Source organism: Streptomyces sp. NPDC094448, assembly GCF_044763775.1.
Lineage (GTDB): Bacteria > Actinomycetota > Actinomycetes > Streptomycetales > Streptomycetaceae > Streptomyces.
Map to the genome: position 1 here is coordinate 88,963 of NZ_JBIWGU010000013.1, position 18,472 is coordinate 107,434.

Annotated in this window: 17 protein-coding genes and 1 tRNA gene; 9 read left to right on the forward strand and 9 right to left on the reverse strand. The window is 72.9% G+C overall.

All coding sequences use genetic code 11. The features are described 5' to 3' along the window. Nucleotides 1-15: 15 nt before the first annotated feature. Nucleotides 16-777, reverse strand: coding sequence for an ABC transporter ATP-binding protein (locus ACIQ9E_RS24580; protein ID WP_403710615.1), 762 nt, complete (start codon nt 775-777; stop codon nt 16-18). Between the two features lie 452 nt (nt 778-1,229). Between ACIQ9E_RS24580 and ACIQ9E_RS24585 the strand changes: the two genes are divergently transcribed. Beyond that, nucleotides 1,230-1,315 (forward strand) — tRNA-Leu (locus tag ACIQ9E_RS24585). A 450-nt stretch (nt 1,316-1,765) separates the two neighbouring features. Continuing rightward, entirely contained in the window at nt 1,766-2,650 is an 885-nt protein-coding gene (locus ACIQ9E_RS24590) for a Bax inhibitor-1/YccA family protein (RefSeq protein WP_403710395.1), read from the forward strand. Between the two features lie 163 nt (nt 2,651-2,813). On the opposite strand, the gene ACIQ9E_RS24595 is transcribed toward ACIQ9E_RS24590, so the two are convergent. Next, nucleotides 2,814-3,050: a DUF4287 domain-containing protein gene (locus tag ACIQ9E_RS24595; protein WP_403710397.1), complete on the reverse strand. Its 237-nt coding sequence runs from the start codon at nt 3,048-3,050 to the stop codon at nt 2,814-2,816. Between the two features lie 98 nt (nt 3,051-3,148). Between ACIQ9E_RS24595 and ACIQ9E_RS24600 the strand changes: the two genes are divergently transcribed. Further along, complete coding sequence (locus ACIQ9E_RS24600) at nt 3,149-3,487, forward strand: hypothetical protein (protein ID WP_403710399.1); 339 nt, start codon at nt 3,149-3,151, stop codon at nt 3,485-3,487. Between the two features lie 7 nt (nt 3,488-3,494). Here the strand turns inward: ACIQ9E_RS24600 and ACIQ9E_RS24605 are convergent, their stop codons facing one another. The 3 genes from ACIQ9E_RS24605 to ACIQ9E_RS24615 form a co-directional block, all read right to left on the reverse strand. Further along, on the reverse strand, nt 3,495-4,400 hold the full coding sequence (locus ACIQ9E_RS24605) for a hypothetical protein (RefSeq protein WP_403710401.1): 906 nt from the start codon (nt 4,398-4,400) through the stop codon (nt 3,495-3,497). Nucleotides 4,401-4,804: 404 nt separating this feature from the next. Next, nucleotides 4,805-6,025, reverse strand: coding sequence for an acetyl-CoA C-acetyltransferase (locus ACIQ9E_RS24610; protein ID WP_403710403.1), 1,221 nt, complete (start codon nt 6,023-6,025; stop codon nt 4,805-4,807). 122 nt (nt 6,026-6,147) lie between these two features. Next, a complete protein-coding gene (locus ACIQ9E_RS24615; RefSeq protein ID WP_403710617.1) occupies nt 6,148-7,200 on the reverse strand; it encodes an SGNH/GDSL hydrolase family protein in 1,053 nt (350 codons plus the stop codon). 151 nt (nt 7,201-7,351) lie between these two features. On the opposite strand from ACIQ9E_RS24615, the gene ACIQ9E_RS24620 reads away from it, so the two are divergent. Beyond that, entirely contained in the window at nt 7,352-8,752 is a 1,401-nt protein-coding gene (locus ACIQ9E_RS24620; RefSeq protein WP_403710405.1) for a cystathionine beta-synthase, read from the forward strand. A gap of 605 nt (nt 8,753-9,357) precedes the next feature. Here ACIQ9E_RS24620 and ACIQ9E_RS24625 read toward each other — a convergent pair. Then, entirely contained in the window at nt 9,358-9,798 is a 441-nt protein-coding gene (locus ACIQ9E_RS24625; protein ID WP_403710407.1) for a hypothetical protein, read from the reverse strand. Nucleotides 9,799-10,145: 347 nt separating this feature from the next. Here ACIQ9E_RS24625 and ACIQ9E_RS24630 point away from each other — a divergent pair, with 347 nt between their 5' ends. Both ACIQ9E_RS24630 and ACIQ9E_RS24635 read left to right on the forward strand, forming a co-directional pair. Then, nucleotides 10,146-10,991, forward strand: a complete 846-nt coding sequence (locus ACIQ9E_RS24630) for a MurR/RpiR family transcriptional regulator (protein ID WP_403710409.1) — start codon at nt 10,146-10,148, stop codon at nt 10,989-10,991. Nucleotides 10,992-11,099: 108 nt separating this feature from the next. Further along, complete coding sequence (locus tag ACIQ9E_RS24635) at nt 11,100-11,681, forward strand: hypothetical protein (RefSeq protein WP_403710411.1); 582 nt, start codon at nt 11,100-11,102, stop codon at nt 11,679-11,681. A 114-nt stretch (nt 11,682-11,795) separates the two neighbouring features. On the opposite strand, the gene ACIQ9E_RS24640 is transcribed toward ACIQ9E_RS24635, so the two are convergent. The 3 genes from ACIQ9E_RS24640 to ACIQ9E_RS24650 form a co-directional block, all read right to left on the reverse strand. Next, complete coding sequence (locus tag ACIQ9E_RS24640; RefSeq protein ID WP_366258041.1) at nt 11,796-12,005, reverse strand: hypothetical protein; 210 nt, start codon at nt 12,003-12,005, stop codon at nt 11,796-11,798. Nucleotides 12,006-12,099: 94 nt separating this feature from the next. After that, entirely contained in the window at nt 12,100-12,489 is a 390-nt protein-coding gene (locus tag ACIQ9E_RS24645) for a roadblock/LC7 domain-containing protein (protein ID WP_403710413.1), read from the reverse strand. A 153-nt stretch (nt 12,490-12,642) separates the two neighbouring features. Beyond that, entirely contained in the window at nt 12,643-13,983 is a 1,341-nt protein-coding gene (locus ACIQ9E_RS24650; RefSeq protein ID WP_403710415.1) for a diaminopimelate decarboxylase, read from the reverse strand. Between the two features lie 160 nt (nt 13,984-14,143). Here ACIQ9E_RS24650 and hutU point away from each other — a divergent pair, with 160 nt between their 5' ends. Genes hutU through ACIQ9E_RS24665 form a run of 3 tightly spaced genes read left to right on the forward strand, consistent with a single transcriptional unit; the run spans nt 14,144 to nt 18,458 of the window. Continuing rightward, nucleotides 14,144-15,862 carry a urocanate hydratase gene (gene hutU, locus ACIQ9E_RS24655; protein WP_403710417.1) on the forward strand — a complete coding sequence of 573 codons (1,719 nt, stop codon included), beginning with the start codon at nt 14,144-14,146 and terminating at the stop codon, nt 15,860-15,862. Continuing rightward, a complete protein-coding gene (locus ACIQ9E_RS24660) occupies nt 15,859-17,091 on the forward strand; it encodes an allantoate amidohydrolase (RefSeq protein ID WP_403710419.1) in 1,233 nt (410 codons plus the stop codon). The genes hutU and ACIQ9E_RS24660 overlap by 4 nt, the downstream gene beginning before the upstream one ends. Beyond that, nucleotides 17,076-18,458, forward strand: a complete 1,383-nt coding sequence (locus tag ACIQ9E_RS24665) for a formimidoylglutamate deiminase (RefSeq protein WP_403710421.1) — start codon at nt 17,076-17,078, stop codon at nt 18,456-18,458. The genes ACIQ9E_RS24660 and ACIQ9E_RS24665 overlap by 16 nt, the downstream gene beginning before the upstream one ends. The last annotated feature ends 14 nt before the right edge of the window (nt 18,459-18,472 follow it).

Consider the following 18,472-nt stretch of genomic DNA (forward strand, 5'->3'; position numbering starts at 1 on the left):
GGAGGCGGCCAGGGGTCAGCTCGTCCGTCCCTTGGCGTCGAAGGCCTTCATCCGGTCGAGTACGCCGTCGGCGGAGGGGTCGAGCATCTCGTCGACGATCCGGCCGTCGGCCAGGAAGACGACCCGGTCCGCGTAGGAGGCGGCCACCGGGTCGTGGGTCACCATCACCACGGTCTGGCCCAGCTCACGGACGGAGTTGCGGAGGAAGCCCAGCACCTCGGCACCGGAGCGCGAGTCGAGGTTTCCGGTGGGCTCGTCACCGAAGATGATCTCCGGCTGGGAGGCCAGCGCACGGGCGACGGCCACGCGCTGCTGCTGGCCGCCGGAGAGCTGCGTGGGCCGGTGGCCGAGGCGCCCGGAGAGCCCCACCATGTTGATCACGTTCTCCAGCCACGCCTGGTCCGGCTTGCGGCCCGCGATGTCCATCGGGAGCGTGATGTTCTCCAGGGCAGTCAGCGTCGGCAGCAGGTTGAAGGCCTGGAAGATGAAGCCGATCTTGTCCCGGCGCAGCTGGGTGAGCTGCTTGTCCTTGAGGCTGCCCAGCTCGGTGTCCCCGATCCGGACGGAACCGGCGCTGAACGTGTCGAGACCGGCCACGCAGTGCATCAGCGTGGACTTGCCGGACCCCGAGGGGCCCATGATCGCGGTCAGCTCGGCCTGCCGGAAGTCGATGCTGACCTTGTCCAGCGCGACCACCTGGGTCTCGCCCTGTCCGTACACCTTGGACAGGTCCGTGGCGCGCGCGGCGACGGCGGCCGCGCGGTGGGTGAGGTGCATGGTGGTCACGAGGGGAGGCTCCTGTTCGGTGTCGATCGGGACATCCTTATCGTCTCGCCTGCCCGGGTACCGGTACGTCAGTCCCGGTACCGGTTCCCGGGGCCCTCTTGGGTCGCACCCCGGGCCCCGGTCCTCCTCCTTGGGGATGACCCCGTCCCCGAGTCCGGTCGGCCGCCGGGCGGACGCCGGGGAGACGGCGGGGGGTGCGCGGCGCACTTCCGGGGCACCGCGGGGACGGCCGTGCGCCGGTAAGGGGCACGGGCGTCGACTTTCCGTCAATCGCATGAAGTCGTGAGAGTGGCCATCTGTCGGGACATGTGCAGACGCGCCGCCCTGACCTGCACTGACGTTCTCTCAGACGGTAATGAAATCAGACAACTTCCCGCCAGGATAAGGCCGCTGACGGGTCGTCCGAGGCTAGGCTCATCCCCCGTAGCGAAGCCGCTCGCCAGGCCCGGATGGTGGAACGGTAGACACGGCGAGCTTAAACCTCGCTGCCCCTTCCGAGGGCGTGCCGGTTCGAGTCCGGCTCCGGGCACTGCCGCCCCAGGACGTCTCTCAGGGGACCCGGAAACCGGTTGAATCCCGAACGGTCGCCGGGGTCCCGGACCCCGGCCCGGCCGGCCCCCTTCCGCCGGCCCCGCCGCCTCCTCCGCGGACCCGGGCCGCCGCCCCGTCCCCACCCCCGGCCCGTTCCGCCCCCGGCCCGGACCACCCGCACCCCAGGCCCGGACCACCCGCCCCAGGCCCGGACCCGTCCCGCACCCCCCGGCCGGACCGCGCGGTCACCGTGCCCCGGGGGCCGTCCGCCGGGCCCCGCGGCCCGGCACGCCGCCCCACGGCATCGGAAACGGCCCACGACAGGTCGGGAACGATCTGAGAAAAGGGTCACGATCCGGAAAGATCCTCCGTTGGCACGAGGGCCGGATCTTTGCCCTCCGATTACTCTTGTCGCTAAGGCCGCGCAGGGCGGCCATGAAGGAGTGAAATGAGGAGCAGTAACCCGGTCTTCTCGCGACGGGGGTTCAGCCGCGACAACGGCATGGCGGGCTTCAACGCGCAGCCGCAGGCCGGGGGCGCCGTAGGAACCAACCCGTACGCCCAGGGCACCGCCACGGGCAACCCGTACGCCACCAACCCGTACGCCCCGACCGCCACGCCGGTCGACGGCGGCCCGCAGACGCGCTCCGGCGCGATGACCATCGACGACGTCGTCTCGCGCACCGCGATGACGCTCGGTACCGTCGTGGTCACCGCCGCGCTCGCCTGGACGCTGCTCCCCGTCGACGAGAACAACCTCGGCAAGTCCTACGGCATCGCGATCGGCGCCGCACTGGTGGCCTTCGTCCTCGCGATGGTCCAGTCCTTCAAGGCCAAGCCGGTCCCGGCGCTGATCCTGGCCTACGCGGCCTTCGAGGGTGTCTTCCTCGGTGTGATCTCGAACGCCGTCAGCACCTACATCAGCCCGGGTGTCGTCGCCCAGGCCGTGCTCGGCACGATGGCGGTCTTCGCCGGAGTGCTGGTCGCTTACAAGATGCGCTGGATCCGGGTCAACCGCCGCTTCTACGGCTTTGTGATCGGTGCCGCGATCGGCTTCATGCTGCTCATGGCCGTCAACCTCCTCGTCGCCCTGATCGGCGGCGGCGACGGTCTGGGCCTGCGCAGCGGTGGCCTCGGCATCCTCTTCGGTGTCATCGGCATCATCCTCGGTGCCTGCTTCCTCGCCCTCGACTTCAAGCAGGTCGAGGACGGCATCACCTACGGCGCTCCGCGCCGCGAGGCCTGGTTCGCCGCCTTCGGCCTCACGATGACCCTGGTCTGGATCTACCTGGAGATGCTCCGGGTGCTGTCGATCCTCCAGGGCGACGACTGATCAGCCTCTGATCGTCCGATGACGGACCGGCCGGGTGCCGCACCCGGCCGGTGACGAGGGGCCCGCGGGCATCGCGCCTGCGGGCCCCTTCCGTTTCCCCGTTGCCTGCTCTATCTGCTCCGGCCGCTCTGCCGGACTTCGGATCCTGCTCCGCCGCCACGGTCTACAGCAGTCTGCGCGCGGCCCGCCGCAGGTCGTACTCGTGGATGATCGCCTTCGCATGGCCGTACGACAGTTGGTGCTCACTCCGGAGCCAGCTCACCTTCTCCTCGAAGCGCAGGAGAGAAGGGCCTTCCTCGACGGTGTGCAGCCATTCCGCGATCTCACGGCCGGTGCAATGGGGAATACGGGAGAGCAGATTGCGATGGGTCTCTTCGGAGAAGACAGGGGCTGGGGACATGGGCGCCTCCGGACGCGTTGCGCGTGTGCTCCTTCCCGACACCGTGCCCGAGGGTTCGCCCGTTGGCAACAGTCCGCGGAGTGTGCATAGGCTGCGCTGTGCTCGATACGACCCCCCTGCTCGATGCCCTCGACCGCTTCGCCGACGCCCTGCGCGCGGCCCCGCAGAGCCGTCTCGCGCGCGGCGCCGCGACGGAAGGGCTCGGGCTGGCCAGGGAATTGGCACGGCGTGCCCAGCTGCTGGAGGAGCCCGCCCGGCCGCCGCGGATCATGCCGGACGCGGGGCTTTTCGCCGTCGCCGACCAACTGCTCGTGGCCGGAACGGATTTTTCCGAGGCACTGAGAACGGCCCCGTCCGCGGGGGCCGCCGCGGGGGCGGCGGACCTGGACGAGGCCGTGGCGCTGGTCGTCGCGGCGAAGCGCCGCGCCTTTCCCTGAGGGCCTTTCAGAGGGACGCGATGACCCGGTCCGCGAGGATGTAGACGGGCTCGTCACCGCAGAGGAAGGTCAGTGCGTACGCCCCGGAGACCCCGGAGCCGCCCAGCAGGAAGGGCGTGTCGCCGTCGCGCAGGGCCTGTGCGAGGCGTTCGGCGGTCTCCCGGTGGCCGGGGGTCATGCAGAGCGTCGTCCCGTCGACGAAGACGTACACGTCGAGGGTGCCGAGCGGTCCCGGCCGTACGTCTGCCAGTTCGGTTCCGGCGTCGGCCAGCTCCTCCAGCCGGGCCACCGTGCGCTCGTGGTCCGTGGTGACCGGCGACTGCGCCGGAACGAAATCGGGGTGCGAAGGGTGCCGGCGGCGGGCGGCGGCCAGCTCCGGGGAGTCCTCCGCATACTCGGGGCCCCCGGGGATCTCGGGGGCGTCGGTCGCGTCGGCGAGGTCCGCCAGCTCCTCCAGCGCCTCGGCCATGTCGTAGTCCACGGCTTCCAGGGACTCCAGGCCCACGAGGTCCGCCTGCCGCGGTATGTAGAAGGGCAGCTCTTCGGCGGGAGCACCGGCCGGAGCGGGCGCCGATACCCCGCCCACGAGCGGTGCGGGCGCGTCGGCGGCGTCCCGCGCCTCCTGAGCGGCCCAGAACGCCCTGGCCTCCGCCAGCTCGCGCTCACGCTCCTCGGCGAGCGCCTCGGCGACGGCCGCGCGTATCTCGGCGGCCGGGGTGTGCCGTGCCTGCGGTACGGACGCGGCGGCGGACGCGGCGGCCGTGGTGGCACGGGCGGCGACGGTGACGGCGGACAGTTCGGTGCGCAGGGCGGTGACCTGGCGGCGCAGACCGCGGGCGGCGTGCAGGGACGCGGCGCCCACGACCGTGGCAGCGGCCGTGGTCAGCAGCAGAGCAAGTGACAGAACGCTCACTGACGTACTCCCGGTTTCGTCGACACCCCCGACTTCCTACCTCAGCTTGCAAGGGGGATGCCGGTCCTGTCAGTGCAATACGTCACGAATTGGACAGGACTTTTGGCCCGGGGTTTACCGTGCAGACGTTTCTGACCTGCGGAAATGTAGCAGAGGGAGGGGTTAGATTACAGCCTGGGGCTGTTTCTATCACGGCTGGAGAACGTGCCTCATTTTCCGGCCCCGGAGAGGGAAGGCGCCGGAAACCGGGCCTTTGCCCGATTCCGGCGCGAACGTCTTTCCGGGGGTTCTCCGGGTTCCCCGCCCGGCTCGGCAGCGGGTGTTGTCGGTCGCGCTGCGCTTCGCGTCCGCGGAGGGCACGCGCCGCCCTCGTTCCCCGGGCGCCCCCTGCCCTCCGCTGCCGCTCAGCTCAGCCGCTCCAGCACCATCGCCATGCCCTGCCCCCCGCCCACGCACATCGTCTCCAGTGCGAACTGCTTGTCGTGGAACCGGAGGCTGTTGATCAGGGTGGTGGTGATCCGGGCGCCGGTCATTCCGTACGGGTGGCCCACCGCGATCGCGCCGCCGTTGACGTTCAGCTTGTCGAGGTCGACCCCGAGATCCCGGTAGGAGGGGATGACCTGCGCGGCGAAGGCCTCGTTGATCTCGACCAGGTCGATATCGCCGATCGTCAGCCCGGCTCGGGCCAGCGCCTGCTTCGACGCCTCCACCGGGCCGTACCCCATGATCTCCGGGGAGAGCGCCGAGACGCCCGTGGAGACGATCCGCGCGAGCGGGGTCAGACCCAGCTCCCGGGCCTTGGTGTCGCTCATGATCACCAGAGCGGCGGCGCCGTCGTTCAGCGGGCAGCAGTTGCCCGCGGTGATCAGGCCGTCCGGCCGGAACACCGGCTTCAGCGCCTCGACGCCCTCCAGGGTGACGCCCGCGCGGGGGCCGTCGTCTGCGCTGACGACCGTGCCGTCGGGCGTGGTCACCGGGGTGATCTCGCGCTCCCAGAATCCCGCCGCGATGGCTGCCTCCGCGAGGTTCTGCGACCGTACGCCGAACTCGTCCATCTCGCGGCGGGTGATGCCCTTCAGCCGGGCGAGGTTCTCCGCGGTCTGGCCCATCGCGATATAGGGGTCGGGCAGGAGCCCGTCCTCGCGCGGGTCGTGCCAGCCGTCGACGCCGCCCTCCGCGACCTTCTCGGTCCGGGCCTGCGCCTCGGCGAAGACCGGGTTCTGGGTGTCCGGCAGACCGTCGGACGACCCCTTCGTGAAGCGCGACACCATCTCCACCCCGGCCGAGACGAAGACATCGCCCTCACCGGCCTTGATGGCGTGGAACGCCATCCGGGAGGTCTGGAGGGAGGACGAGCAGTAGCGGGTGACCGTGCAGCCCGGGAGGTGGTCCAGGCCCATCCGGACGGCGACGATCCGCGCGAGGTTGTAGCCCTGCTCACCGCCGGGCAGACCGCAGCCGAGCATCAGGTCGTCGATCTCGGCGGGGTCCAGCTCGGGCACCTTCGCCAGGGCGGCCCCGATGATCGTCGCGGTCAGATCATCGGCCCGAAGCTCCTTCAGGGAGCCCTTGAAGGCCCGGCCGATCGGGCTGCGGGCGGCGGAAACGATGACGGCTTCGGGCATCACGGCTCCAGGTGAAGAGGGCGGACGGGATGGAAGCTACCGCTAGGTAGCCACGGGGTCACGGGTGCCGGAGTGTGACGGTCACCTCAATTCTAAGCGCCCGCTCACCGCATGCTCCAGGCTCAGTGGCGGTGCACCCGGAAGCCGGACCGGTGGGCGGAGGGGTCCGCGCCGGGGCGCCCGGCCTCCGGCCCCCCGGCCGTCGTGGTGTGCCCGGGCTCCCCGGCCTCCTCCGGGAGGCGACGGCGGCGGCGGTGTTTGAGGAGGGCCCAGGGGGCGCGGGACGGGGTGACTTCGGTACCCGCTTCCCGGGCCGCGGTGGCCGCCGCCTGGGCCACCGGGAGGACGCTCTCGTCCCGCGAGGCGTCCGGCCGGTCCGGCTCCGGCCAGAGGCCGAGGGCCGCGCAGAGCGTGGGGAGCATCGCCATGGCCGCCGTCGCGTACCCCTCCGCCGAGGGGTGGTAGTTGTCGATGGAGAACATCTCCCGCGGATTCGCCGCGAACTCCGGGCCCAGCAGATCCCCCAGCGATACCGTCCGGCCGCCCTGCTCCACCGTGACGATCGTCTGGGCCGCGGCCAGCTGGCGCGAGACCCGGCGGGCCAGCCAGCGCAGCGGCTGGTACACCGGCTCGATGGTGCCCAGGTCCGGGCAGGTGCCGACGACCACCTCCGCGCCCGCGGTACGGAGCCGGCGGACGGCCGCCGCGAGATGCCGGACGGACTCCGTCGGCGGCATCCGGTGCGTGACGTCATTGGCCCCGATCATGATCACGCAGACATCGGGCAGCCGCGAGGTGTCCGAGAGCAGCAGGGTCACCTGGCGGTCGAGATCGTCGGAGCGGGCCCCCGGGAGGGCGACGTTGACCACGTCCACCGGCTGCTCGGCGACCGCGGCCAGACCGGAGGCCAGCAGGGCCGCCGGGGTCTGCCCGGCCCGGCGCACGCCCTGTCCGGCCGCCGTGGAGTCGCCGAGCAGTCCCAGGAAGAGCGGCCGGGACCGCCCGAAGGCCAGCCCGTACAGCCCGTCGCCGCGCGGCGGCAGCGGGGCGATGCCGCCGCCCACCGAGCGTTTCGCGAGCTGCACCTCCGCCAGCAGCACACCCACCGCGGCGACGCCGACCAGGCCGACGCCGCCTCCGCCGTAGGCCGCGCCCGCGGCGATCCGCCGTGCCACTCTCGCTCCCGACACCGCCCACCTCCTGTCATCAAGAGCTAACTGCCCGGTAACCGGCACCGCCCAATCACCGTCACCTCCGCATACGCTTTACCGCACCCTCAATGGGCTGCCCTTCAGCACCCTCAGTCGGAGATCCCGGAGAACAATTGTGCGCTTTCACGATTCGATGATCAGCCTGGTCGGCAACACCCCGCTGGTGAAGCTGAACAGCGTGACCGAGGGCATTCGGGCGACCGTCCTGGCCAAGGTCGAATACTTCAATCCCGGCGGCTCGGTCAAGGACCGGATCGCCCTGCGCATGATCGAAGCGGCGGAGGAGAGCGGCGCCCTCCGGCCGGGGGGCACGATCGTGGAGCCGACCAGCGGAAACACCGGGGTCGGCCTGGCGATCGTGGCCCAGCGGAAGGGCTACAAATGCATCTTCGTCTGCCCGGACAAGGTGTCCACGGACAAGATCAACGTGCTGCGGGCCTACGGTGCCGAGGTCGTCGTCTGCCCCACCGCGGTCGACCCCGAGCACCCGGATTCGTACTACAACGTCTCCGACCGGCTGGTCCGGGAGACCCCCGGGGCCTGGAAGCCCGACCAGTACTCCAACCCGAACAACCCCCGTTCGCACTACGAGACCACCGGTCCCGAACTCTGGGAACAGACCGAGGGAAAGATCACCCATTTCGTCGCGGGTGTCGGTACCGGCGGCACGATCTCCGGCACCGGCCGCTATCTCAAGGAGATCAGCGACGGCCGGGTCCGGATCGTGGGAGCCGACCCGGAAGGCTCGGTCTACAGCGGCGGCTCGGGCCGCCCGTATCTCGTCGAGGGCGTCGGCGAGGACTTCTGGCCGACCGCCTACGACGCGACGGTGACGGACGAGATCGTCGCCGTCTCCGACAAGGACTCCTTCCAGATGACCCGCCGCCTCGCCAAGGAGGAGGGCCTGCTGGTCGGCGGCTCCTGCGGGATGGCCGTCGTCGCGGCGCTGCGGGTCGCGGAGCGGCTCGGCCCCGACGATGTGGTGGTCGTGCTGCTGCCCGACAGCGGGCGCGGCTATCTGTCGAAGATCTTCAACGACGAGTGGATGGCCGACTACGGATTCCTGGAGGAAGCGGGTCCCGCCGCCTCCGTCGGCGACGTCCTGCGCCACAAGGAGCGCGGCAGGATCCCCAGCCTGGTGCATATGCACCCGGAGGAGACCGTGGGCGAGGCGATCGACGTGCTGCGGGAGTACGGGGTCTCCCAGATGCCCATCGTCAAGCCGGGCGCGGGTCATCCGGACGTGATGGCCGCCGAGGTCATCGGTTCGGTGGTGGAGCGGGAGCTGCTGGGTGCCCTCTACACCGGGCGGGCCGTCCTCGGCGACCCGCTGGAGAAGCATATGAGCGCCCCGCTTCCGCAGGTCGGCTCCGGGGAGCCGGTGGCGGACCTGATGGCGGTGCTGAGCGATACCGCCAGCGCGGCGGATGCGGCGATCGTCCTGGTGGAGGGGAAGCCCACGGGCGTCGTCAGCCGCCAGGACCTGCTCTCCTTCCTCGCGGACGCCGCGAAGTAGCGGCCGGCGGAACAGGGGCAGGGGAAAGGGAAGGGGCAGAGGCGGGGGCGGGAGCGGGCGGAGAAGGGCGCGGCAGCCCGGCTCCGGGCCGTACCCGTCGGCAGGGGCAGGGGCAGGGGCAGGGGCAGCCGGGGCCCGGTCCGTACCCTGTCCGTACCCATGGGCAGCGGGGCAGCCGGGCCCCGGGCTGTAACCGGAAGGGTCCGCCGGGCCGGTTCACCGGGCTGGAACACGGCTTTCACACCGCCGCAGCACCCGGTTAACACGGATCGGGGAGAGTGGAGGTGTCGGCTCGGGGGCCTCGCCAGACGGCCCCCGCCGACGCCAAGCCGGCGTCTTGGATCCTCCGGAGCGGCTCCCGGACCCGTAGGCGCCCGACGCGGTGGTGACCGGCCGGAGACGGCCCGGTCCGGCCGCGTCCTACGCGGGGACCGCCGTCGTCCCGCCCCCGGGCAGGCGGCCCGGGGTGTACGGCGGCCCCCGCGTACTCCCCAGCTCCCGTACGGCCCCCGCGCTCGTACGGGAACCGGCGCCGCGCCTCCACCCGTGAACGGTCCCGAAGCAGGGGTGCCGGGACCCGGCCCGGGTGCCGGGGCGGGTGCCGGTCAGCCCTCCCAGCCGGAGCCCGAACCGTCCTTGCCCCGGTCCTCGTCCGACCGGCGCCGCCACGGGAAACCGCCCCGGGCCGCATGGACGAAGTTCACCCCGACAATGCCCAGCCACGCCACCACCAGGCCCTTGAACCCGGCGTTGACCACGCCTATCGCGGTCAGCGGCACCGCCAGGATCATCGAGATGATGCCGAAGCCGAACCGCTCGCCGAAGTTCGAGTCGACCGGCTGCTGGGGGCGGGTGCCCCGCGCCACGACCATCTGCTGTTCCGCCAGCTGTCTGCGGACACGGCGGTCGACCGTACCGTCCACACGCTGTTCCACCTTCTCCAGGAACGAGTCGACGAGCGCGGACTCGTACTCCTCGCCCAGTTCGCGGCGCGCGTACAGCGTCGCGTCGAGTTCTCTTTTCAGCTCTGGGTCGCGGGCTTCCATGCCCACCACGCTACGTTCCCGCCCCAGCCGCGTCAGTGGGGGTAACCCCCGTCTTCCCGGCGGGGCTCGCAGGTGGGCGGGGGCCGTGCCCGCCCCGGCGCCGGGACCGGACCGCAGGGGCCGCCCCCACCGGGCTGCTGTATATGGTCATTCAGAGGGGTGTGTGGCTGAATAGCGGAGCGGGTGCGGGTACCGGCCGGCTGCTGGCGGAGCCCGTATCACCCCGTCCGGATCCCGGCGTCCGGCCGCACCGCCGGCGCCCGGCGGCCCATGATGGACCGCGACCGCGGCGGTCACCCGGACGGATCCGCGCGCCACGAGACCAGCAGAAGACGAGGACCATGGGCATGACGGGCACGACGGACAGCCCCGCCGCGCGGCTGCAGCAGCTTTTCGAGGGGCACCGGCTCACCCCCACCCAGCGGCGGATCGCCCACAGCATGGTCCGCCGCGCCGCCGACGTGCCCTTCCTGTCCAGCGTGGAACTGGCCGAGGTCGCCGGGGTCAGCCAGCCCTCCGTCACCCGCTTCGCCGTCGCCCTCGGCTTCGACGGCTATCCGGCGCTGCGCAAGTATCTGCGCGAGGTCGCCCCGCCCGGCCCGGGTCCCGCCGGGGACGAACTCAACGAGTACCAGCAGGCGGTCCGCGCCGAAATCGAGAACCTGAAGCACCTCGGCGAACTCCTCGCCGACCCGGCGCCCGTGGTCCGCGCCGCCCGGCTCCTCGCGGCCTCCCGCCCGCTGCCCGTCCTCGGACTGCGGGCCGCCGCCGCGCAGGCCCGCGGTTTCGCGTACTTCGCGGCCAAGGTCCACCCCGATGTCCGCCTGCTCGACGAGGGCGGCTCACTGCTCACCGACCGGATCGACCACGCCCGCCGCGCGGGCGCTACCGCCCTGCTCTGCTTCGCACTGCCCCGCCACCCCCGCGAGGTGGTGGACGCCCTCCGGCACGCCCGTACCGCCGGGCTGACGGTCGTCACCGTCGCGGACTCGGCGTTCGCCCCGGTCGCCGCCGTCAGCGAGGTGCTGATCCCCGCGGCGGTGGGTACCGGCCTCTCCTTCGACACCGCCTGCGCTCCCATGCTGCTCGGCCGGGTGCTGCTGGAGGCCATGTGCGACGAGTTGCCGGACGCCCAGGCACGGCTGGAGGAGTTCGACTCGGGCGCTGCGGCGCGCGGCCTCTTCGTGGAGTAGCCGCCGGGGCAGTAAGGGGCAAACCGCCGTTCTCAGGCGGTGCTCAGAAACCGCCGCTAACCTCCCCCGGAAGCAACGGCAGAGGCATGGCGGCGGAAGGGGTACGGAGTGGGACGCGGGGCGCAGTCGCTGGCGAGAGTGGCGGTCGTGGTACGGGCGGGAGCGGCGCCCCTGTGGTGGCTCGGGCTGCTCGGCGCGGCCGTCGGCGGCCTGCTGCCCGGCCTCACGGGCCGCCGGATCGGCCTGCTGTCCGGGGCCGCCCTGTTCCTGGTCGCCCTGGCCGTCACCTCCGTCGCCCGCCGGAGCCGCTACACCCACTTCGCGGGCGCGGCGACCCGCGCCGGGCGCTCCGACGTCCTCCAGGACCGGGCGGTGACGCTGAAGCTGCGCCGCCGGGCCCTGCGCTGGTGGCTCCTCGGCGCCTTCGCCGCGGCGGTCGTCAGCTCCTTCGCCCTGCCCGGTGCGCTGGGCCTGCTGCTGGCCGGAGCCGGCGCGGGCCTGTGGGCGAAGGCGCTCTGGCTGGGCCGTCTGGAGCGCGATACCGAGACGCTGCTCTGGGTCCGTACGGACTGGATGTCCCGCGGCCCGGTCGGCAGGCAGGCGAAGGGTTTCCGTACGACGGGCATCGCCGCGGGCGACGCGGTGCCGGGCGGCGCCCGCCGCCGGACGGCCCCGCCGAAGCGCCGCTGATTTCGGTCCGCCCGCGCCGCGGGGCCGGTGCTGGAGACGCCGGCCCCGGTTTCGGTCCGCCCGCGCCGCGGGGCCGGTCCGCGAGTCCGCCGACCGGCCCGGCGGTGCCGCCGTTCAGCAGGCCAGGCAGGGAACCGAGACCGGCCCCCGGGTGCCCTCCGTCACGAGGACGTGGACGCCGAGCGCGCCGCATTCGGGGCACGGTGTCCGGTCGGGTCTGCGGAACGCGCGGCTGATCTCGCGGTCCACATGCTCCGCCAGTTCGCCGTAGCGGGGGTCCACCCAGTCCGCGCGCCGGCCGCCCAGACCGCCGCCCGCAGTCACCGGAGCCGCCTTCCGCGGGGCGTGGCCGTCACGGCCGACGGCCGTCCGCTGCGGAGGACCGCCGGGACCCGCCGCCTTCCGCGGCGCGCGCCCGTCATGGGCCCGGACACGCGCGGCGCGGGTGTCCGTCGAGCAGATCGCCGATGCGGGCGCCGGAGCGGCGGGCCTCCCGGTGGAGGCGGTCGATGTTGACGCGCGGCCCGGCCAGCAGGGTCAGGACCGCCGACGAGCCCGCCGCATAGCTGGCGACGTACCCCCGCTCGCCCCGGACCAGCAGCTCCTGGAACCGGCCCTGGCCGCCCGCCTCGGTGAGCCGCACACAGACCCCGAGCGCCGCTGCGGTCAGCGCGGCCACGCCCTCCGGGTTCCCCGCGTCGGCGCCGAGCACCAGGCCGTTGGTGCCTGCCGCGAGGGCCCCGGTGAGCTGGGGCATGCGCAGTCTCAGCCGTCTGAGTTCGTCGAGTACGTTCTCCTCGGCTGCCACCAGTCGTCTCCTCCCCGCGCGCGGGTCCGCGCGCCACGGCACGACAGTGACCAGGACACTACGCAACGTGGCGGGCCCCGGTGGGAGTTGTGGCATTTTCCAACGGAACATGCCCGGGGCCGGTAGAGTGCCCGGCCTTCACCGGCGGTGCGCCTACAGCAGCGCGTCCCGGTGCGCCCCGCCCGACTCCGCGACGATCTCCGCCACCGTCTGTGCTTCCCGTACGGTCGCGAACGACACCGGCCCGTCCGGTCCGGTCTCCCGGAAGCCGTACACCCCCGGCCGCGGCAGGCTGTTGTAGCCGTAGTGGTTCGAGAAGTAGTACGCCCCGGTGTCCAGCGCGGCGACCACGTCCCCAGCCGCCAGCTCCGGCAGCGCCCGCTCCCGCGCCAGCAGATCCCCGGCGAAACAGGCCGGTCCCGCCACGTCCTGCACCACCTCCGGTCCGGTCTTGGGCCGGCCCGCGCCGTCGTAGGCGGCGATCCGCAGCGGCCAGGACTCCGGGTCGTACACCGTCCTGGTGGCGACCTGGACCCCCGCGTGGGTCAGGGCGATCGGACGGCCCCCGGACACCTTCGCGTACTCGACCCTGGCGAGGATCAGCCCGTGCTTGGCCAGCAGCGACCTGCCGAACTCGGTGACCAGCCCGTACCGTCCGTCCAGCAGCCCCGGGACCTCCGCCTTCAGCAGCCGGGCGTACTCCCCGTACGACGGAGTCTCCTCGTCGGAGCCGAAGTTCACCGGCAGCCCGCCGCCGATGTCGATCGTGTCGATCTGCTGCCGCCCGGCCGCCGCGTTGACCTCCTCCGCCAGGGCGTACACCTCCCGTACACCCGCGACCATCCGGGCGAGCGGCACACCCTGCGAACCGGAGTGGGTGTGCAGCCGGGTCAGCCACGGCCGGTCCAGGCAGAGCCCGACGAGTGCCTTCCTGGCCCCCTCGTCCTGGAGCGCGAAGCCGAATTTGGACGTCGCGGTCGCCGTCGACAGCGCGCCGATCGCCCCCGCGCCGACCTGCGCGTTCACCCGCAGACCCAGCGGCGGTACGGTACCGGCCCCGGCGGCCGCCACCAGACCGTCCAGCCGGTCCATCTCCTGCGCGTTGTCGGCGTTGAGCGCGATGCCCAGCGCCAGCGCCTCGCGCAGCTCGGCCCCGGTCTTGGCCGGGGAGTCCAGTACGGTCCGCTCCGGCGGGATCCCGGCCGCGCGGGCCAGGGCGAGTTCACCCGGGCTCGCCACTTCCGCGCCGATGCCCTCGGCGTTCAGCAGGGCCAGTACGGGTACGAGCGGCGCGGCCTTCACGGCGAAGGCGTGCAGGACGGGCGCGTCCGTCACGGCCGCGAAAGCGGACCGCAGCGCGGCGGCGGAGGCGCGTATTCCGGCGGTGTCGAGCAGCGCGGCGACCATCTGGTCCCCGTCGAGCAGCCCCTGTTCGACGGCGGCGCGCACGGCCGCGTCCCGGCGGCGGGCGCGGTCAGGTCCTTCGAGAGTCATGTGGTTCAGCCAACCATCCGCCGGCTGCCGGGCGCGACTGTTGACTAGTCCTATTCATGAGATCAGGATGTGAATAGTTCGAGTCGGAGCCGGTGGCGGTCCCGGGCAGGCACGCGGCCGGGGCCGCCGGACCCCCAGCGGGATTCAGGAGGCACACACCATGTCAGGAGCCGCACCCGGACCCGGGCCCCGGCCCGTCCGAGCCGCCCGCGGTACGGAACTGACCGCCGCGGGCTGGCCGCAGGAGGCCGCCCTGCGCATGCTCGCCAACAATCTGGACCCCGAGGTCGCGGAGCACCCCGACCGGCTCGTCGTCTACGGCGGCACCGGCAAGGCGGCCCGCGACTGGCGCTCCTACGACGCCATGGTGCGCACCCTGACCACCCTCAAGGCCGACGAGACGATGCTCGTCCAGTCAGGCCGCCCGGTCGGCGTGATGCAGACCCACGAATGGGCCCCGCGGGTCCTGATCGCCAACTCCAACCTCGTCGGGGACTGGGCCAACTGGGAGGAGTTCCGCCGCCTCGAAGCCCTCGGCCTCACCATGTACGGGCAGATGACGGCGGGCTCGTGGATCTACATCGGCACCCAGGGCATCCTCCAGGGCACCTACGAGACCTTCGCCGCCGTCGCCGCGAAACGCTTCGGCGGCACCCTCGCCGGGACCATCACCCTCACCGCCGGACTGGGCGGTATGGGCGGCGCCCAGCCGCTCGCCGTCACCATGAACGACGGCGTCGCGATCTGCGTCGACTGCGATCCCCGTGCCATCGAACGCCGGATCGCCCACCGCTATCTCGATATCCGCGCCGATTCAGTCGAGCAGGCGCTGAAACTGGCCGTCGAGGCCCGCGACGCCCGCCGCCCCCTCTCCATCGGACTCCTCGGCAATGCCGCCGAGATACTCCCGAGGCTGCTCGCGGAGGGCGCCCCGGTCGATATCGTCACCGACCAGACCTCCGCCCACGACCCCCTCTCCTACCTTCCCGCCGGTCTGGACTTCGGCGAGATGGCGGCCGCCGCCGCGAAGGACCCGGCCGGATTCACCGACCGGGCCCGCGAGTCCATGGCCCGGCACGTGGAGGCGATGGTCGGCTTCCAGGACGCGGGCGCCGAGGTCTTCGACTACGGCAACTCCATCAGGGGCGAGGCGAAACTCGCCGGATACGACCGGGCGTTCGCCTTCCCCGGTTTCGTACCGGCCTATATCCGGCCGCTGTTCTGCGAGGGCAAGGGCCCGTTCCGCTGGGCCGCGCTCTCCGGCGACCCCGCCGATATCGCGAAGACCGACCGGGCGGTCCTGGACCTCTTCCCGGAGAACGAGTCCCTCGCCCGGTGGATCGGGCTCGCGGGCGAACGCGTCCGGTTCCAGGGGCTGCCGGCCCGGATCTGCTGGCTGGGGTACGGGGAGCGGGACCGCGCCGGGGAACGCTTCAACGACATGGTCGCGAGCGGGGAGCTGGCCGCGCCGGTCGTCATCGGGCGCGACCATCTCGACTGCGGCTCGGTGGCCTCCCCGTACCGCGAGACCGAGGCGATGCTCGACGGCTCCGACGCCATCGCGGACTGGCCGCTGCTGAACGCCATGGTCAATGTGGCGTCCGGCGCGTCCTGGGTCTCCCTCCACCACGGCGGGGGCGTCGGCATGGGCCGCTCCATCCACGCCGGGCAGGTCACCGTCGCCGACGGCACGGCCCTGGCGGGGGAGAAGATCCGGCGGGTGCTGACCAACGACCCGGGGATGGGCGTGATCCGGCACGTCGACGCGGGGTACGGGACGGCGGAGACGGTAGCGGAGGAGAAGGGGGTGCGGATCCCGATGCGCGAAGGCGGGGACCTCGGGGGCCCGGCGGACTCCGGAGCGGGGGACCGGACATGATCGCATCCCCCGTCGGCCCCTCCTTCCACGCCATGTGGAAGGAGCTGGCCCCGATCGGCCGCGATACCCGTACCGGCGGCTACCGGCGCCACGCCTGGACCGGCGCCGATGCCGACTGCCGTACCTGGTTCCAGGAGCAGGCCGAGACCCGCGGACTCGCGTACGAGACCGACCGCAACGGCAACCAGTGGGCCTGGCTGGGCGATCCCACCGCCGGGAACGCCGTGGTCACCGGCTCGCACCTGGACTCCGTACCGGACGGCGGCGCCTTCGACGGACCCCTCGGCGTGGTCTCCGCCTTCGCCGCCCTCGACGAACTCCGGCTGCGGGGAGCCGCGTTCCACCGGCCCGTCGGCATCGTCAGCTTCGGCGACGAGGAGGGCGCCCGCTTCGGACTGGCCTGCGTCGGCTCCCGCCTCACCGCCGGGGTGCTCACCAGGGAGGCCGCGTACCGGCTCCACGACGCGGACGGCGTCACGCTGCCCGAGGCCATGGAGAACGCGGGCTACGACCCCGAAGCCATCGGCCCCGACCCCGTACGGCTCTCCCGGATCGGCGCGTTCGTCGAACTCCATATCGAACAGGGCCGCGCTCTCGACCTCTCGGGCGACCGGATCGGCCTCGCCTCCGCGATCTGGCCGCACGGCCGCTGGCGCTTCGACTTCGCGGGCGAGGCCAACCATGCGGGCACCACCCGGATCGCCGACCGCCGCGATCCGATGCTCGGCTTCGCCGCGACCGTGCTCGCCGCCCGCCGGGCCGCCGAGGACACCGGCGCGGTCGCCACCTTCGGCCGGGTCGCGGTCGAACCGAACGGAGTCAACGCCATCCCGTCCCTGGTCCGCGGCTGGCTGGACGCCCGCGCCGCCGACCCTCAGGTGCTGGACGAGGTGGTGGCCGCCGTCGAGTCCGCCGCCCGGGAACGCGCGGCGCACGACCGCGTCGACGTGACGCTGGTACGGGAGTCCTTCACCCCCGTCGTCGAGTTCGCCCACGTCCTGCGCGACGAACTCGCCGGACTCCTCGGCGGCTCCGTCCCGGTCCTGGGCACGGGCGCGGGCCATGACGCGGGCATCCTCTCCGGCTCCGTACCGACCGCGATGCTCTTCGTCCGCAACCCGACGGGCGTCTCCCACTCCCCGGCGGAGTCGGCGTCCGAGGACGACTGCACGGCCGGGGTCCTGGCCCTGGCGGACGTACTGGAGGGACTGGCATGCGGGAGCCGCTGACCCCGTCCTCCGGCGGCCGGACCTTCTGGGCCGAGTACGCGTGGCTCGGGGACCGGGCCGAGCCCGGGACCGTCCTCTCCACCGGCGGCGACGGGCGGATCACCGCCGTACGGACCGGGGCCGCCGCCCCGCCGCCCGGCGCCGTACCGCTGCGCGGACTCACCCTCCCCGGGCTCGCCAACGCCCACTCCCACGCCTTCCACCGGGCCCTGCGCGGCACCGTCCAGACCGGCTCCGGCACCTTCTGGACCTGGCGCGATGTCATGTACGGGGTCGCGGCCCGGCTCACCCCCGACACGTACCACGCACTCGCCCGCGCCGCCTACGCCGAGATGGCGCTCGCGGGCATCACCGCCGTCGGCGAATTCCACTACCTCCACCACGGCCCCGACGGCACCCCGTACGCCGACCCCAACGCCATGGGCGAGGCGCTGATCGAAGCCGCGCGGGACGCGGGCATCCGGATCACCCTCCTCGACACCGTCTACCTCCACGGGGGCCTCACCGCCGAAGGACACCGGCCCCTCGAAGGACCCCAGATCCGGTTCGGCGACGGCTCCGCGGACGCCTGGTACGAGCGGTGGACCCGGCTCCGGGAGCGGGCCGACGGCGACCGCGTCACCGTCGGCGCGGCCGTCCACTCGGTCCGCGCCTTCGCCGAGAGCGACGGATACGCCGCCTTCGCGGAACGCACCGACGGCGTCCCCGTCCATGTCCACCTCTCCGAACAGCCCGCCGAGAACGAGGCGTGCCTCGCGGTCCACGGCGTCACCCCGGCCGCGCTCCTCGACCGCCACGGCTTCTGGAAGCCCACCACCACCGCCGTCCACGCCACCCATCTCACCGGCGACGACATCCGGATCCTCGGCGGCTCCGGAGCGGGCGTCTGCATGTGCCCCACCACCGAACGCGACCTCGCGGACGGTATCGGGCCCGCCGCCGCGCTCCAGCGGGCGGGCAGCCCGCTCAGCCTCGGCAGCGACAGCCACGCCGTGATCGACCTCCTCGAAGAGGCCCGCGCGATGGAGCTGGACGAACGGCTGCGGACCCGCACCCGCGGCCACTGGACGGCCGCCGCCCTGCTCCGGGCCGCGGGCGAGGACGGGCACGCCGCCCTGGGCCGCCCCGGGGCGGGCCGCCTGGAGCCCGGCGCGCCCGCGGACTTCACGACCGTCGCCCTCGACACCGTACGGACGGCGGGGCCGGTGCCCCGGCTCGCCGCCGAAGCGGTCGTCTTCGCGGGGACGGCGGCGGACGTCCGCGAGGTGGTGGTCGGCGGCCGGACCGTGGTCGCCGGGGGGGTCCACCGGACGGTACCGGACACGGCGGGGGAGCTGGCGCGGGCGATCGCGGCGGTGACGAGGTGACGGCGGCGCGAGCG